The 16,269-nt window shown below is 75.8% G+C and carries 15 protein-coding genes; 12 read left to right on the top strand and 3 right to left on the bottom strand.

What is annotated here, in order from left to right; genetic code table 11:
- Window positions 1-32: 32 nt before the first annotated feature.
- The 6 genes from ruvB (at window position 33) to ACRYR9_RS12080 (ending at window position 8,014) form a co-directional block, all read left to right on the top strand.
- Window positions 33-1,118 (top strand): Holliday junction branch migration DNA helicase RuvB, encoded by a 1,086-nt coding sequence (ruvB, locus tag ACRYR9_RS12105; RefSeq protein WP_432495829.1) that lies wholly within the window; start codon window positions 33-35, stop codon window positions 1,116-1,118.
- 186 nt (window positions 1,119-1,304) lie between these two features.
- Complete coding sequence (yajC, locus tag ACRYR9_RS12100; RefSeq protein ID WP_432495826.1) at window positions 1,305-1,691, top strand: preprotein translocase subunit YajC; 387 nt, start codon at window positions 1,305-1,307, stop codon at window positions 1,689-1,691.
- Between the two features lie 165 nt (window positions 1,692-1,856).
- Window positions 1,857-3,845 carry a protein translocase subunit SecD gene (secD, locus tag ACRYR9_RS12095; RefSeq protein WP_432495824.1) on the top strand — a complete coding sequence of 663 codons (1,989 nt, stop codon included), beginning with the start codon at window positions 1,857-1,859 and terminating at the stop codon, window positions 3,843-3,845.
- Entirely contained in the window at window positions 3,845-4,876 is a 1,032-nt protein-coding gene (gene secF / locus ACRYR9_RS12090) for a protein translocase subunit SecF (protein WP_432495821.1), read from the top strand. Before secD ends, secF begins: the two co-directional genes overlap by 1 nt.
- On the top strand, window positions 4,873-5,430 hold the full coding sequence (locus ACRYR9_RS12085) for an adenine phosphoribosyltransferase (RefSeq protein ID WP_432495819.1): 558 nt from the start codon (window positions 4,873-4,875) through the stop codon (window positions 5,428-5,430). Before secF ends, ACRYR9_RS12085 begins: the two co-directional genes overlap by 4 nt.
- Window positions 5,431-5,518: 88 nt before the next feature.
- Complete coding sequence (locus ACRYR9_RS12080; protein WP_432495816.1) at window positions 5,519-8,014, top strand: RelA/SpoT family protein; 2,496 nt, start codon at window positions 5,519-5,521, stop codon at window positions 8,012-8,014.
- A gap of 26 nt (window positions 8,015-8,040) precedes the next feature.
- On the opposite strand, the gene ACRYR9_RS12075 is transcribed toward ACRYR9_RS12080, so the two are convergent.
- Complete coding sequence (locus tag ACRYR9_RS12075; RefSeq protein ID WP_432495814.1) at window positions 8,041-8,661, bottom strand: hypothetical protein; 621 nt, start codon at window positions 8,659-8,661, stop codon at window positions 8,041-8,043.
- Window positions 8,662-8,778: 117 nt separating this feature from the next.
- Complete coding sequence (locus tag ACRYR9_RS12070) at window positions 8,779-10,548, bottom strand: DUF349 domain-containing protein (protein WP_432495811.1); 1,770 nt, start codon at window positions 10,546-10,548, stop codon at window positions 8,779-8,781.
- Window positions 10,549-10,653: 105 nt separating this feature from the next.
- On the opposite strand from ACRYR9_RS12070, the gene ACRYR9_RS12065 reads away from it, so the two are divergent.
- A complete protein-coding gene (locus ACRYR9_RS12065) occupies window positions 10,654-11,328 on the top strand; it encodes an MBL fold metallo-hydrolase (RefSeq protein WP_432495808.1) in 675 nt (224 codons plus the stop codon).
- Window positions 11,329-11,337: 9 nt separating this feature from the next.
- On the opposite strand, the gene ACRYR9_RS12060 is transcribed toward ACRYR9_RS12065, so the two are convergent.
- Window positions 11,338-12,003: a pentapeptide repeat-containing protein gene (locus ACRYR9_RS12060; protein ID WP_432495806.1), complete on the bottom strand. Its 666-nt coding sequence runs from the start codon at window positions 12,001-12,003 to the stop codon at window positions 11,338-11,340.
- 176 nt (window positions 12,004-12,179) lie between these two features.
- Here ACRYR9_RS12060 and ACRYR9_RS12055 point away from each other — a divergent pair, with 176 nt between their 5' ends.
- The 5 genes from ACRYR9_RS12055 to ACRYR9_RS12035 all read left to right on the top strand — a co-directional run.
- Window positions 12,180-12,548: a hypothetical protein gene (locus tag ACRYR9_RS12055; protein WP_432495803.1), complete on the top strand. Its 369-nt coding sequence runs from the start codon at window positions 12,180-12,182 to the stop codon at window positions 12,546-12,548.
- Window positions 12,549-12,652: 104 nt separating this feature from the next.
- Complete coding sequence (locus tag ACRYR9_RS12050; RefSeq protein WP_432495800.1) at window positions 12,653-13,258, top strand: GTP-binding protein; 606 nt, start codon at window positions 12,653-12,655, stop codon at window positions 13,256-13,258.
- The gene (locus ACRYR9_RS12045) at window positions 13,255-13,662 is read left to right on the top strand and encodes a roadblock/LC7 domain-containing protein (RefSeq protein WP_432495798.1); all 408 of its coding nucleotides are present in this window, start codon (window positions 13,255-13,257) and stop codon (window positions 13,660-13,662) included. The genes ACRYR9_RS12050 and ACRYR9_RS12045 overlap by 4 nt, the downstream gene beginning before the upstream one ends.
- Window positions 13,663-13,754: 92 nt before the next feature.
- Window positions 13,755-15,536, top strand: a complete 1,782-nt coding sequence (aspS, locus tag ACRYR9_RS12040; protein WP_432495796.1) for an aspartate--tRNA ligase — start codon at window positions 13,755-13,757, stop codon at window positions 15,534-15,536.
- A gap of 5 nt (window positions 15,537-15,541) precedes the next feature.
- Window positions 15,542-16,269: phosphatase PAP2 family protein (locus ACRYR9_RS12035; RefSeq protein WP_432540193.1), on the top strand; the 728-nt coding region annotated here is incomplete at its 3' end.

Below are 16,269 nucleotides of genomic sequence, written 5' to 3'. Positions count from 1 at the left end.
GCAGCGAGGTGGGGACGGCGAAGGAGGACGACGTGGCCGAGCGGATCGTCACGGCCGGTGCCGACGACGGCGAGCGCGCCGCCGAGTCGGCGCTGCGCCCGCACGGGCTGGAGGAGTTCGTGGGGCAGACGGTGGTGCGCGAGCAGCTCTCCCTGGTGCTGGACGCCGCCAAGGCCCGCGGCGGCACGAGCGACCACGTGCTCTTCTCCGGCCCGCCCGGGCTGGGCAAGACCACGCTGGCCATGATCGTCGCCTCCGAGATGGGGGCGCCGCTGCGCCAGTCCAGCGGCCCGGCCATCCAGCACGCCGGGGACCTCGCCGCCGTGCTGAGCTCCCTGGACGAGGGCGAGGTCCTCTTCCTCGACGAGATCCACCGCATGGCCCGGCCGGCGGAGGAGATGCTCTACATGGCGATGGAGGACTACCGCGTCGACGTCATCGTCGGCAAGGGCCCGGGAGCCACCGCCATCCCGCTGGAACTGCCGCGCTTCACCCTCGTGGGCGCCACCACGCGCGCCGGTCTGCTCCCGGCTCCGCTGCGCGACCGCTTCGGCTTCACCGGCTACCTCGACTTCTACACCCCCGAGGAGCTGGTGCAGGTGCTGCGCCGCTCCGCCTCCCTGCTGGGCGTGCAGCTGACCGCCGAGGGCGCCGCCGAGATCGGCCGGCGCTCGCGAGGCACCCCGCGCATCGCCAACCGGCTGCTGCGCCGGGTGCGCGACTGGGCGCAGGTCCGCGGCTCCGGGCTGGTGGACCGCCGGGCGGCGCGGGCGGCGCTGCAGGTGTACGAGGTCGACGAGCGCGGTCTGGACCGGCTGGACCGGGCGGTGCTGGACGCGCTGTGCCGCCGCTTCGGCGGCGGCCCGGTGGGCCTCTCGACGCTGGCCGTCGTGGTGGGGGAGGAGGCCGAGACCGTCGAGACGGTCGCCGAGCCGTTCCTGGTGCGCGAGGGGCTGCTGGGCCGCACGCCCCGCGGGCGGGTCGCGCTGCCGGAGACCTGGGCCCACATGGGCCTGACACCGCCGCGCGACGCCGCCTGGCAGTTGCCGCTCGCGGCCGGGGACGACGCCGCGCGGGACCCCGCCGAGGACGGCGGGGCGGGCGCGACCGGCGCGTGAGGCGCGCCCGCGCCGGTGTCCAGGGCCGTCCGGGTGATCCGTCTAGACTGCGCGGGCGGGTCGGTCGGCCGGCGGCGGCCGGGTGCGCAACCCGGGGCGGTCGCCCGGCGCTGTCCCGCCGCACCGGCACCAGGCCGGTGCGGGCGCCGGTGAGCCGTCGAACCCACCGGTGCGGAGAGGGATGTCGTGGGTGGTGGCGGCGGTAGCCAGCTGATCTTCCTGCTGCTCATGGTGGGCCTGCTGGTCTTCATGTTCAGCCGGACGCGCAAGCAGCAGCGGGCCCAGGTGGAGATGCAGAGCAGCGTCGGGCCGGGCGCGGAGGTCATGACCACCTCGGGCACCTACGGGACGGTCGTCGCGGCCGACGGGGACGTCGTGGTCCTGGAGATCAGCCCCGGGGTGCAGACGCGCTGGGCGCGGCGCGCGGTCGCTCGCGTGGTCACCCCGGCGGTCGGTGCAGCCGACCCCGTGGCCGGTGCGGGCGCGGCGGACGCCGGCGGCCTGGACCTGCGCAAGCCCGCCACCGAGGACCCCGCGGGGGACGACCCCGACGGCGGTGCCCACCGGCCCTGAGCCGTCCGCGCGGCGGCCTGCACGGGCTTCAGCGGTGCGTGCCGGCCTGCCGTGCCCGCCGCTCACAGCGGTCACTGGTAAGACAGTGCCCAACCACGAACAGTGACAAGCTAGCGCTGACCGGGTGACGACCGTCTCCGGGTGAGCCCCGTCCCGAGGTACCCAGTGTCCAACGACAGGCCCCCGCGCGTGCGCCGAGGCGCACCCCTCCGCCGCCACCGCCCCGGCCGCACCCTGGTGCTGCTCGTGGTGCTGGTCGCGCTGCTCTTCGGCGCCGTCGGCGCCGGCTCGATCTGGGGGGCCGCGCGGTGGGCGCCGGGCCTGGCCCTGGACCTGGAGGGCGGCACCCAGGTGGTGCTCACCCCGCGCGCCGTCGACGGCGGCGAGGTCGACACCGAGCAGGTGCAGCGCGCCGCCAGCATCATCCGCCAACGCGTGGACGCCACCGGCGTGGCCGAGGCCGAGGTGCAGGTGCAGGGCGGGCAGAACATCACGGTCTCCATCCCCGGGCAGGCCACCCGCGAGCAGCTCGACCTCATCGCCCGGTCCGCGCAGCTGCGCATGCGCCCGGTGATCTACGCCGAGCCGGTGGCCCTGCCGATGGACCCCGAGCCGACCGCGGAGCCGACCGCCGAGCCGACCGCCGACCCGACCGCCTACCCGACCGCCGAGCCCACGGACGGCGCCACGGCCAGCCCGGCACCCACGCAGAGCGCAGACGGCGCGGCCGCCCCGGCGGCCCTGCAGCAGGCCACGACGGCACCCGCCGAGCCCGCCGTCACGCCCGAGGCCCCCCCCACGCCCCCCTCGCTCACCGAGCTGGCCACCCCGCGGCCCGCCCCCGGGCCCGGGCAGCCGAGCGCGGCGCCCACCCCGGCACCCACCGACGCCAGCGACGACGCGTGGCTGTCCAGCCCCGGCCTGGTGGAGGTCTTCCAGAACCTCGACTGCTCCGACCCGGCGCAGCGCGCCGGCGGCCTCCTCGAGGACCCCGACCTGCCGCTGGTCACCTGCAACCAGGAGGGCACCGAGAAGTACGTCCTCGGGCCCGCCGTGATCGAGGGCACCCAGCTGACCGACGCCACCGCCACCCAGGCGCGCAACGACCAGGGGTACGCCACCGGCGGCTGGGCCGTGCAGCTGTCCTTCGACGCCAGCGGCGACGAGGTCTTCCAGGAGCTGACCGCGCGCATCTCGCAGCTGAGCGACCCCAAGAACCGCTTCGCCGCGGTCCTGGACGGCCTGGTGGTCACCGCCCCGAGCGTCAGCCAGACGATCACCGGCGACCCCGAGATCACCGGCAACTTCACCCAGGCCAGCGCCGACGCGCTCGCCCAGCAGCTGAAGTTCGGCGCCCTGCCGCTCTCCTTCGTGGTCCAGACCGAGGACCAGATCTCCGCGACGCTGGGCGAGGACCAGTTGCGCAACGGCCTGATCGCCGGGGCCATCGGGCTGCTGCTCGTGGTGGCGTACTCGCTGGTGCAGTACCGCGCCCTGGGGCTGGTGACCGTCGGCAGCCTGGTGCTCGCCGCGGCGCTCACCTACGGCGTCATCCTCCTGCTCAGCTGGCTGCAGGGCTTCCGCCTCAGCCTGGCCGGGGTGGCCGGTCTCATCGTGGCCATCGGCATCACCGCCGACTCCTTCATCATCTACTTCGAGCGCGTGCGCGACGAGATCCGCGACGGCCGCGTGCTCACCTCCGCGGTGGAGGCCGGCTGGCGCCGGGCGCGCCGCACGATCCTCATCTCGGACGCGGTGAGCCTGATCTCGGCCGTGGTGCTGTTCGTGCTGGCCGTCGGCAACGTGCGCGGCTTCGCCTACACCCTGGGCATCACCACCCTCATCGACCTGCTCGTCGTGGTGCTGTTCACCCACCCGGTGGTGGCGCTGCTGGCCCGCACGAAGTTCTTCGGCGGCGGCCACAAGCTCTCCGGCTTCGACCCCGAGCACCTGGGCTCGACCGTGGCGCGCCACGCGCTGCACCACGGGGCGCACCGGCCCACCGTGGCGGAGCGCCGCGCCGCGGAACGCGCCGCGGCTCGCGCCGGCGAGGACGACGCGGACGGCACGGCCACCGGGACCCCCGGGCACGACGACGGCGAGGCGGCGCGCACCGGCGGGGCCGGCGCCGCGGACGACAGGAGCGACGCCTGATGGGCATGGCAGACCTGGGCAACCGGCTCTACACCGGTGAGTCCTCCTTCGACTTCGTGGGCCGGCGCAAGCTCTGGTTCCTCATCGCCCTGGTCTGCGTGGCCCTGTCGGCCGTGCTGCTGGTCAAGCCGGGCCTGAACTTCGGCATCGAGTTCGAGGGCGGCTCGCAGTTCCGGGTCACCGGGTCCACGGACCAGCAGGCTGCCCGCGAGGCCGTCGACTCGGTCCTGCCGGGTGCCGTGCCGGAGGTCACCCAGGTCGGCGGCGACGGGGTGCGGGTGCAGACCGAGACGGTCAGCACCGCCGAGCTGGACGAGATCCGGCAGGCGCTGGCCACCGGGCTGGACGTGCCGCTGGAGGACGTGACTTCCTCCACCGTCGGCCCCAGCTGGGGTCAGGACGTGACGAACCAGGCCCTGCTCGCGCTGGTGATCTTCTTCGTCCTCGTCTCGGTGATCATGGCGTTGTACTTCCGCACCTGGACGATGGCGCTGGCCTCGATGGTCGCGCTCGTGCACGACCTCGTCATCACCGCCGGGGTGTACGCCCTGATCGGCTTCGAGGTGACGCCGGCGACGGTCATCGGGTTCCTGACGATCCTGGGCTACTCGCTCTACGACACCGTCGTCGTCTTCGACAAGGTGCGCGAGAACACCACCGAGGCCTTCGACCGGCGGGACCGCACGTTCGCGCAGGCAGCCAACCTCGCCGTGAACCAGACCGTGGTGCGCTCGGTGAACACCACCGTCGTGGCGCTGCTGCCGGTGGCCGCCATCCTCTTCATCGGCGACCTGCTCCTCGGCGCCGGCACGCTGCGCGACATCAGCCTGGCGCTGTTCGTGGGCACGCTCGTGGGCGCCTACTCCTCGATCTTCGTGGCGACGCCGCTGCTGGTGGTGCTGCGCTCGCGAGAGGCCGGGGTGCGCGCCCTGGACGCCGCCGCACGCGAGCGTTCCGCGGCGGTCGGCTCCTCCGGCGCGACGGCTGCCGGGTCCACGGCAGCCGACGGTGCGCACGGCGGTACCGCGTGAGCGCGCCGGAGCCCGTGGCTGCCGTCGGGGCGGACGTCGCCGCGCTCGTCGACGCGGGCCTGCGCACCGTGCCGGACTTCCCCAGCCCCGGAGTGCTCTTCCGGGACATGACCCCGCTGCTGGCCGACGCCCGCGCCTTCGCGGCCGTGGTGGAGGCCCTCGCGCAGGTGGCGCGCGACGTCGGCGCCGAGGCGGTGGCCGGGATCGAGGCGCGCGGTTTCATGCTCGCCGCCCCCGTGGCCGAACGGTGCGGGCTGGCGTTCTGGCCGGTGCGCAAGGCGGGCAAGCTGCCCGGCCCGGTCCTGCACCGCACGTACGACCTGGAGTACGGCACCGCGGCCCTCGAGCTGCGCGGCGACCTCGTGCGGCCGGGCCAGCGCGTGCTCGTCCTGGACGACGTGCTCGCCACCGGCGGCACGGCCCGGGCCGCGTGCGAGCTGGTGGAGGAGGCCGGGGCGCACCTGGCGGCGCTGGCCGTGCTCCTGGAGCTGACGGAGCTGGGCGGCCGGGTGCGCCTGGAGGGGCGCCCGCTGGTCGCGCTGAGCGCCACCTGACGCCACCTGACGCCCCCGTCGGGCCCGTCGGGTCCGCGCACCCGCCCGTCGGCTCCTAGACTGGGCGCTCGCGGACGGGAGGAACACCATGGCGGACGGCACGGGCACCGAAGGGCCGGCGGTGGGGGTGCGTCGCGCGGACCCCGCTGACGCACCCGCCGGTGCGAGCCCCGGCGCGGACCCCCGCCCCGCTGCCGCGCCCGCCGTCTCCTCCGTGGTGCCGGCCCCGGGTGCCACCGCCCGCACCACCGTGCACCCCGCCCCGCCGATCGCGCGGCCGGCCGGTCCGGAGCGTCGCCGCGCCGCCGAGCGCGGCGGGCGCCAGGGCGAGGCGGCCCCCACCGGCCCGGTCACCGCCAGCCGGATGCTCTCGCGGCTGGCCCGCTTCGGCCAGCACCGGCAGTCCAACGTCTCGCCGGTCCTGGAGCCGCTGCTGCGCACGGTGCGCACGACGCACCCGAAGGCGGACCTGAGCGTCGTCGAGCGCGCCTTCGACCGCGCCGAGAACGCCCACGACGGACAGCGCCGCAAGAGCGGGGACCCGTACATCACCCACCCGGTGGCGGTGGCGACCATCCTCGCCGAGCTGGGCATGACCCCCTCCACCCTGGCCGCCGCGCTGCTGCACGACACCGTGGAGGACACCGACTACTCCCTGGCCGATCTGCGCCGGGAGTTCGGCGACGAGATCGCCCAGCTGGTCGACGGGGTCACCAAGCTCGACAAGGTCACCTACGGCGAGGCCGCCCAGTCCGAGACGGTCCGCAAGATGATCGTGGCGATGGCCAAGGACATCCGCGTGCTGGTCATCAAGCTCGCCGACCGCCTGCACAACGCGCGCACCTGGCGGTACGTGCCGGCCGCGTCGGCGGAGAAGAAGGCCCGCGAGACGCTGGAGATCTACGCGCCGCTGGCCCACCGGCTGGGCATGAACACCATGAAGTGGGAGCTGGAGGACCTGGCCTTCGCCACGGTCTACCCCAAGCGGTTCGACGAGATCGTGCGCCTGGTCGCCGACCGCGCCCCCGCTCGCGAGGAGTACCTGACCGGGGTGCGCGCCCAGATCGAGGAGGACCTCAAGAGCGCGCGGGTGCGGGCCACGGTCACCGGCCGACCCAAGCACTACTACTCGATCTACCAGAAGATGATCGTGCGCGGGCGCGACTTCGCGGAGATCTACGACCTCGTGGGCGTGCGGGTGCTGGTGGACTCCGTGCGCGACTGCTACGCGGTCCTCGGTGCCCTGCACGCGCGGTGGAACCCGGTCCCCGGCCGGTTCAAGGACTACATCGCGATGCCCAAGTTCAACATGTACCAGTCGCTGCACACGACGGTCATCGGGCCCGAGGGCAAACCCGTCGAGATCCAGATCCGCACCTTCACCATGCACCGGCGCGCCGAGTACGGCGTCGCGGCGCACTGGAAGTACAAGGACGACCCCAGCGCCAGCGGTGGCCGGCGCGAGAACGACATGGACTGGCTGAAGTCCGTCGTGGACTGGCAGCGCGAGTCGCCCTCCAGCGAGTTCCTCGACGACCTGCGCTTCGAGATCAACGCCGGTCAGGTGTTCGTGTTCACGCCGAAGGGCGACGTGCGCGAACTGCCCGCCGGTTCCACTCCGGTCGACTTCGCCTACGCCGTGCACACCGAGGTCGGCCACCGCACGATGGGCGCGCGCGTCAACGGCCGTCTGGTGCCGCTGGACTCCACGCTGGACAACGGCGACCTCGTGGAGGTCTTCACCTCCAAGGCGGACGGCGCCGGGCCCAGCCGGGACTGGCTGCAGTTCGTCAAGTCCCCCCGGGCCCGCAACAAGATCAAGCAGTACTTCTCCAAGGAGCGCCGCGAGGAGGCGATCGACCTCGGCAAGGACGAGATCGCCCGGGCGATGCGCAAGCAGCACCTGCCGCTGCAGCGCCTGATGTCCCACGACTCGCTGCTGGCGGTGGCGCGCGAGCTGCACCTGGCGGACGTGTCCGCCCTGTACGCGGCTGTCGGGGAGAAGCACGTGTCCGCCCAGCACGTGGTGGACAAGCTCATCGTCGCCGTGGGCGGCGAGGCGGCCGTCGAGGAGGACCTCGCCGAGGCCACCACGCCGGGCTCGCCGCGCAGCGCCCGCACCGGCGGGGACGCCGGGATCGTGGTCAACGGCAGCGACGACGTGTGGGTCAAGCTCGCGCGCTGCTGCACCCCGGTGCCCACCGACCCGATCGTCGGGTTCGTCACGCGCGGCGCCGGGGTGTCGGTGCACCGGCAGGACTGCGAGAACGTCACCCGGCTGCGCCGCGAACCGGAGCGCATCGTGGACGTGGAGTGGGGTTCGGCCCCCTCCACGTCCAACGCCTCGCGGTTGTTCCTGGTGCAGATCCAGGTCGAGGCCCTGGACCGCGCGCGACTGCTGTCGGACGTCACCCGCGTCCTGTCGGACAACCACGTGAACATCCTCTCGGCGACCGTCAGCACCAGCCGCGACCGCGTCGCGGTGTCGAAGTTCTCCTTCGAGATGGCCGAGCCCAACCACCTGGGGCACGTCCTGAACGCGGTGCGCCGCGTGGACGGCGTCTTCGACGCCTACCGCGCCTGAGCGCGGGGCACCCACCGCGCGAGCCCTCACGGGCGCGGCACCACCGGTGCCGCGCCCACGGCCAGGGCCCGGCGGGCGGTGCGCACGTGCGCGCGGCCGCGAGCGCGCAGGGCGGCGCGCTCGACCGCGGCGCCGTCCGCCCCGGCCGCCGCCAGCAGCGCGCGCACCTGCACCGCGCGGCGCGGGTCGCTCCGGGCCACGTCCAGCAGGGTCCGCGCCGGGGTGGTCAGCGCCAGGCCCGCCACCTCGGTGACGTCCTCGGCCTCCAGCCGGCAGCGCGAGGCGACCAGCCGCACGCCGCCGGTGGGCGCGTAGCGGGCGGCGGTGCGCCGCACCACCTGGACCTGCTGCGGGGCCGGCAGCGGTGCGCCCACGTGCACCCAGGCCGCTGCCACCCCCACCACCACGGCGCCGGCCGGCACGAGCAGCGCCAGGGACCTGGCGCGCACGGCCGCGTCGACACTCGTCCCGGCGGCCACGACGACGTCTCCGGCCAGCCGGCGCAGCAGACCGTCGTGCACGTCGCGCGCCACGGCCGCGCGGGCGCTGCGGGACGGACCGGGACGCCACGGCTGGGCGGGGTCCGGGCAGCGTCCGCGCCGCAGCAGGTCGGTCAGCCAGTCGGGGGAGGTGTCGGGTCCGGGCACTCGCGCAGTCCACCGCAGCCGGCCGGGTGCGGGCCCCCGTCGCCGGCCCGGCTGTGGACGGCGGCGGGACGCCCCGGGCCTGTGGGCACCAGGGCGTCCCCGCCGGTCAGCGGGCCGTCAGCGTCCCGTGTCGTGCAGCGCCGACCGTGCGGCGTCCAGCCACGCCCGGCGGGCCTGCAGCGCCTCCTCGGCCCGCGCCAGGGCGCGGGCGTCACCGCGGGAGCGGGCCTGCTCGACGTCCGCCTCCAGGTCGCGGATCGCCGACTCCAGCTGGCTGGCCAGCCCACCGGCACGAGCCTGCGCCTCGGGGTTGGCGCGCGACCAGCGGGCCTGCTCGGCGTCGCGCACCGCGGTCTCCACCGCCCGCAGCCGCGCCTCGACGCGGCCCAGGTCCGCGCGCGGCACCTTGCCCGCGGCCTCCCAGCGGTCCTGGATGCTGCGCAGCGCCGCCTTCGCGGAGCCCAGGTCCTTGATCGGCAGCAGCGCCTCCGCCTCGGCGAGCAGTTCCTCCTTGACGGCCAGGTTGCCGCGGAACTCCTCGTCGACGGCCTCGTTGGCCGCGGTGCGGGCGGCGAAGAAGACGTCCTGCGCGGCGCGGAAGCGCTCCCACAGGGCGTCGTCGTCCTTGCGGCCCAGCCGGCCGGCGGCCTTCCAGCGGTCCATCAGGGTGCGGTAGGCGGTGGTCGTGCCGCGCCAGTCGGTCGAGGTGGACAGCGCCTCGGCCTCGGCGACGAGCTTCTCCTTCTCCGAGCGGGTGCTGGAGCGCTGCTCGCCCAGGGCCGCGAAGTGGTGGCGGCGCACCTTGTCGAAGGCGCTGCGGGCGTGGCTGAAGCGCTTCCACAGCTCGTCCTCGCTGCGCTTGTCCAGCCGGCCCTCGCGCTGAGCGGCCTTCCACTCCTCGAACAGGGTCCGCAGCCGCTCACCGGCGGCGCGCCACTGCACCTTCTCCGGGTCCTGGGCGGCGATCGCCTCGGCCTCCTCCACGATGGCCACGCGGGCGGCGCGCAGCCGCTCGCGGTGCGCGGCCCGTGCCCGGTCCGCCGCGGCCCGTGCCTCGTCGGCCACGGTCGCCAGCGCCTCGACGCGCGCGGTCAGCGCGTCCAGGTCGCCCACGGCGCGCGTCTCGGCCAGGGCGGTGCGCAGCGCCGTGACCCCGCTGACGATGTCCTTGCCGGCCAGGTCGGTGCTGCGCAGGCGCTGCTCGAACAGGTCGACCTGGGCGACGAGCTCCTCGTACTTGCGCACGAAGTACGCCACCGCCTCCTCGGGGGTGGTGTCGGGGTACTGCCCGACCTCGTGCTCGCCGTCGGCGCGGCGCACCCACACCGTGCCGTTCTCGTCGACCCGGCCGAAGGCCGCGGCGGCCTCGCGGTCCACCGTCGTGGTGTGCGCGACGTCGGCGGCCGCAGCGGGCTCGGCGGCGGGGTCGTCCGGCAGCGCGCGCGGTGCCGCGGGCGCCGGTGCCGTCGGGCGCGGGGCGGGGCGACCGGCCAGGGCGGCGGGGGAGGGGCGCGTCGCGGCGGCGTCGGCGGTGTCGCGGGCGCCCTGCACGGCCTCCTCGGCGGGCGCGGGCCCGGGCACCTCGGGGGAGGCGTCCGCGACCGGCTCGGGGGAGGCGTCCGCGACCGGCTCGGGGGAGGCGTCCGCGACCGGCTCGGAGGAGGCGTCCGCGACCGGCTCCGGGGAGGGTTCCGGCGCGGCCGGCTCGGCACCGCTCGCGGGTTCGCCGACGGGTTCGCCGGTGGGGGCCTGCGGCTCCTGCGCCGCGGCGCCCTCCTGCTGCTCGGCCGGCTGCTCCACCTGCTCCGTCCGCTCCGCCGCCGTGGGGTCGCTGGGGGTGTCCTGAACGTCCTGGGCGGACGCCGGCTCCTGGGGGTGCTCGCTCACCCGCCGCAGTCTAGGTCCCGCGGTCCCCGGACGGCGCAGGTGGTGACTCGACGTCCCCGCCCGGTCGCCCGGCGTGCTCGTCCCGGGGCCCCTACGCTCGGGGACGTGCTCGTGGAGACCGTGGTGGCCACCGTCGCCGGGACGAACTGCCACGTCGTGGCGCCCGCGGCGGGCGAGGAGTGCGTGGTCGTGGACCCGGGCGTCGACGTGGCCGGCCCGCTGGCCGAGGTGCTGCGCCGCCACCGGCTGCGCCCGGCCGCGGTGCTGCTCACCCACGGCCACTTCGACCACACCTGGTCGGTCACCCCCGTGTGCGGCGCGCACGGCGTCGCGGCGACGATCCACGCCGACGACGCGCACCGGCTGCGCGACCCCCTCGCCGGGATGGGCCCGCAGCTGCGCGCGGCCCTGCAGTCCGCCGGTGCGGGGCCCTGGCGCGAACCCGACGACGTCGTCACCGTCGGCGACGGCGCCCGGCTGGCCGTGGCCGGCCTGGACGTGAGCGTCAGCCACGCGCCCGGGCACACCGAGGGCTCGGCGCTGTTCAGCGTCGCCCGCCCCGGCGAGAGCGACCTGCTGCTGGCCGGCGACGTGCTGTTCGCCGGCTCCATCGGCCGCACCGACCTGCCCGGCGGGGACGGCGAGGCGATGCTGCGCACCCTGGCCACCCGGGTGCTGCCGCTGGACGACGCCACCGACGTGCTGCCCGGCCACGGGCCCGCCACCACGATCGGCCGCGAGCGCGCCGGCAACCCGTGGCTGCGCCAGCTGCAGCGGTGAAGACTGCGCTCACCCGGCCACGGTGATCCCCAGGTGCGCCGCGAGCAGCGGCGCCAGCCGCAGCAGCTGCACCTCGCTGACGACCAGCCCCCGCAGCCCGCCCACCCCGCTGACGCCGTCCAGCTCGCTGGTGGAGACGTCCACGTCCACCAGGCGCGCCGAGGCGGCCTCCAGCGCGCCGAGCCGGCAGTCCTCGAAGCGCACCCGCGTCCAGCGGGCCCCCGTGGCGTCGACGTCGCGCAGGTCGCAGCCGGTGAACGTCACGTCGGTCAAGGACGACTCGCGCAGGTCCGCGAAGTCCACCCGCGCGCCCACCACCGCGACCCGGGTCAGCTCCGCGCCCGGGGCGGACAGCGCCCCCACCCGCACCTGCTCCAGGGCGCACTCGCGCCAGCTGGAGGCGCGCAGCGACAGCGCCGTCGCCGCCAGGCCGCTGACCCGGCAGTCCACGAACCGGGCACCGGTCAGCACCAGGTCGTCGCCGCGGCAGCCCCGCAGCAGGCAGCTCAGGAAGCGCGCGTCGGTGGCGTCCGCCCCCGACAGGTCCACCCCGTCCAGGAGCAGGTCGTCGTGCGCGGCACCGGCGGCCGGCGGCGCGGCGGTGGGCACGAGGTCGGCGGGGGCGGGCAGGTCCGGGTGCGCGGGCGCCGGCCGGCGCGGTGCGGTGCGGCTCACCTCGTCAGCGTGGCGCACCCCCCGGACACGGCGGGAGCCCCGTCCGGTCACGGGTTCACCCGTTCGCCGACCACCGCGCCGTTCAGCGGGCACTGCGCGGAGTCGAAGGACCGGGGGAGGACGTGACGGGCCGTGGAGCAGCCGCCGCCCGCGGTCCTGCGAACGGGAGGAAACCCATGGCCAACGTCGACGCCACCCTCAAGGCCGCCCTGGAGATCGACGGCGCGACCGCCGTCGCCCTCGTGGACTGGGAGAGCGGCATGTCCCTGGGCCAGGCCGGTGGCGGCGCCATCGACCTGGACGTCGCCGCCGCCGGCAACACCGACGTCGTGCGCGCCAAGCTGCGCACGATGCAGCGCCTGGGCCTGGAGGAGAAGATCGAGGACATCCTCATCACCCTGGGCACGCAGATCCACCTGATCCGCCTGCTGCAGTCGGCCACCGGGCACGGCCTGTTCCTGTACCTGGTGCTGAAGAAGGACTCCTCGAACCTGGCCATGGCCCGCCGCCAGCTCACCCAGCTCGAGCGCGCCCTGGAGGTCTGAACCTCCCGCCCGGACCGGGGCGCCCGGACCCCGGCGGGGTCCGGGCGCCCGCGCCGCCGGGAGCACCGCCCCACCCGCTCACCCGACCCGCCGAGGAGCCGTCGGTGCCACCCACCCGCAAGATCGTCGTCAGCGGCCCCTTCGGCGCGGGCAAGACCACCTTCGTGGCCACCCTCGCCGCAGGCGCCCCGGGCGCGCACGCCACGACCGAGACCGCCGTCAGCGACGGCACCGCCGCGTTGAAGACGTCCACGACCGTGGCCATGGACCACCTCGCGCTGCAGGTCGCCGCACCCGCCGGCTCGGCCTGGCCCGACACCACCGTCACGCTCTTCGGCACCCCCGGGCAGGACCGCTTCGGGTTCATGCGCGAGCTGCTGATGCAGGGCGCCGACGCCTACGCCGTGCTCGTGGACGCCTCGCGCTCGCGCAGCGTGCAGGAGGCGGCCGCCGTCGCGGCGGACCTCGCCCGGCTGGCCCCCGCCGCGCCGCGGCTGGTGGCCGTCAACCGCTGGGCCGACCCGGGCGGCACCCGCGCGCCGCTGGCCGCGCTGCTCGGCGTGCCGCCGCAGGCCCTGATCGCCTGCGACCCGCGCGCGGCCGCCGACTGCCGCGCCGTGCTGCACCTGCTGCTGGACGGGGTGGCCCTGGCCGCGACCCGCACCGCCGGCACCGCACCGCTCGCGACGACCGGGGGGGACCGGGGATGATCGTCAAGTACCACGCCGCGCGCGCCGGCACCGTGCTGCGCCGGGGCGTCGAGGGGGTGCGCCGGGTGCTCATCGCCCGCACCGACGGCCTGGCCTTCCACGACGACGGCCCCGAGGCCGACCACGCGGGCGCCGCCGCCGTGGTCGCCGCCGTGCTGGGTCTGGCCCAGCGCGCCGCCGCGGCCAACGTCCTGGGGGAGCTGCGCTGCACGACCGTGCGCGGCGCGGACGGCAACCTCGTCGTCTACGCCGTCGACCACGCCCACGTGCTGGCCGTGTTCACCGAGCCCACGGCGAACCTGGTGCTGCTGGACCGGGTGGCGCTGCGCCTGGCCGGTGAGCTCGCCGGCGCGGAGGCCGGCTCGGCCGGCTCGGCCGGTGCGGCGGGCGCGCACGGGCGCTGAGGCCCGGCGGGCCGCCCGCACGCCCGCGGGGGCCGCGCGTCCGTAGGATCGTCGTCGCGCACTCCCGCGCACTGACGACGAGAGGACCCCCCGTGCTCCGCACCCACGAGGCCGGCGCGCTGCGCGCCGGCCACGCAGGCCAGACCGTCACGCTCACCGGCTGGGTGGCGCGGCGGCGCGATCACGGCGGGGTGGCCTTCCTGGACCTGCGCGACGCCTCGGGCGTCGTGCAGGTCGTCGCGCGCGACGAGATCCTCGACGCCGGCGGCGCCCACGAGCTGCGCAACGAGTACTGCGTGCGCATCACCGGCCAGGTCCGGCTGCGCCCGGAGGGCAACGAGAACCCCGCCATCCCCACCGGTGCGGTCGAGGTCGACACCACCGCGCTGGAGGTGCTCAGCGAGGCCGCCCCGCTGCCGTTCCAGGTCGACGACACCCTCAACGTCGGCGAGGAGGTGCGGCTGAAGCACCGCTACCTGGACCTGCGCCGCTCGGGCCCGGCGCGGGCGCTCAAGCTGCGCAGCGAGGCGAGCCGCGCGGCCCGCGCCGTGCTGGAGGCGCACCGCTTCACCGAGGTCGAGACGCCGACGCTGACGCGCTCCACCCCCGAGGGTGCGCGCGACTTCATCGTCCCGGCCCGCCTGTCGCCGGGTTCCTGGTACGCGCTGCCGCAGAGCCCGCAGCTGTTCAAGCAGCTGCTCATGGTCGGCGGCGTCGAGCGCTACTACCAGCTCGCCCGCTGCTACCGGGACGAGGACTTCCGCGCCGACCGGCAGCCGGAGTTCACCCAGCTCGACATCGAGATGAGCTTCGTCGAGCAGGACGACGTCATCGCCCTGGGCGAGGAGCTCGTCGCCGCGCTGTGGCGGCTCATCGGCCACGAGGTCCAGCTGCCCCTGCCGCGCATGACGTACGCCGAGGCGATGGCGCGCTACGGCAGCGACAAGCCCGACCTGCGCTTCGGCGTGGAGCTCGTCGAGTGCACGGAGTTCTTCGCGAGCACGCCCTTCCGCGTGTTCCAGGCCCCGTACGTCGGTGCGGTCGTCATGCCCGGCGGCGCCTCCCAGCCGCGCAAGACGCTGGACGCGTGGCAGGACTGGGCCAAGCAGCGCGGCGCCAAGGGGCTGGCGTACGTGCTGGTCGGCGAGGACGGCGAGCTCGGCGGCCCCGTGGCCAAGAACCTCTCCGAGGACGAGCGGGCCGGGATCGCCGCCCACGTGGGCGCGAACCCCGGCGACTGCATCTTCTTCGCGGCGGGCCCGGTGAACGCCCAGCGCGCGCTGCTGGGCGCCGCGCGCGGGGAGATCGCCCGCCGCTGCGGCCTGATCGACGAGTCCGCCTGGTCGTTCCTGTGGGTGGTGGACGCCCCCATGTTCAAGAGCGCCGCCGAGGACGACGACGTCGCCGTCGGCACCGGCGCCTGGAACGCGGTGCACCACGCGTTCACCGCGCCCAAGCCGGAGCACCTGGCCACCTTCGACACCGACCCCGCCTCGGCGCTGTCCAACGCCTACGACATCGTCTGCAACGGCAACGAGATCGGCGGCGGCTCGATCCGCATCCACCGCCGCGACGTGCAGGAGCGCGTCTTCTCCGTCATGGGCATCGACGACGACACCGCGCGCGAGCAGTTCGGGTTCCTGCTGGACGCCTTCGCCTACGGCGCCCCGCCGCACGGCGGCATCGCGCTCGGCTGGGACCGCGTGGTGGCGCTGCTGGCCGGCGCGGACTCCATCCGCGAGGTCATCGCCTTCCCGAAGTCCGGCGGCGGTTTCGACCCGCTGACCTCCGCACCGGCGCCCATCACCGCGCAGCAGCGCAAGGAGGCCGGGGTGGACGCCAAGCCCGAGGAGCGCAAGACCCCCGGTGCCTGAGCACGGTGCCTGAGCGCAGCAGCCGATCGCCGCGGCGGGCGCTGACCGCGGCCGCGGTGTGCGCCGCCGCCGCCGCGGTGCTGACCGCGGTCGTGGTGTCCGGGGCGAGCGCGGGGCTGGACGGCCCGCTGTCGCGGGTCGCGGTCTCCGCCGCCCTGGACGCCCCGGCGCTGACCCGCGCGGCGCAGGTCGTCGAGCACGTCACCGAACCGGTGTGGGTGTACCTCGCCGGGCTCGTCGGGGTCCTGGCCTGCGCCCGCTCGGGCCGGCGCCGGGACGCGCTGTGCGCGCTGGCCGCCGGCGCGGTGGCGGCCCTGGCCTCGCCGCTGCTGAAGCTGCTGGTGGGCCGGGTGCGCCCGGCGCTGGAGGCGGGGCTGACCGGCTCGGACGGCGGGTCGTTCCCCTCCGGGCACGCCTTCGCCTCCGGCACCGTCGTGCTGGGCGCGCTGGTGCTGCTGGCGCCGCCGGCCCGCTCGGGCGGCCGCCTGCTCCTGCGGGCGGGCGCGGGGGCGCTGGTGCTGCTCCTGATCGGTGCCGACCGGGTGTGGCTCGGGGCCCACTGGCCCACCGACGTGCTGGGCGGCTGGCTGATGGCCGCCACCCTCGTCTGCCTGGCCGCCGCGGTCGCGGCGCTCGGGCGCCCCGCCACGGGGCGGCCGGCCCGGGCCCCGGGGCCGGCAGTGAGAGGGAGTAGCTTTTCTCGATCGTTCCGCGGTGTTGGCCCCTGCCGGTA

This window comes from Kineococcus auxinigenes, from assembly GCF_050871525.1.
In the GTDB taxonomy this organism is placed as follows: domain Bacteria; phylum Actinomycetota; class Actinomycetes; order Actinomycetales; family Kineococcaceae; genus Kineococcus.
This window is presented reverse-complemented; position numbering and strand designations above follow the sequence as displayed.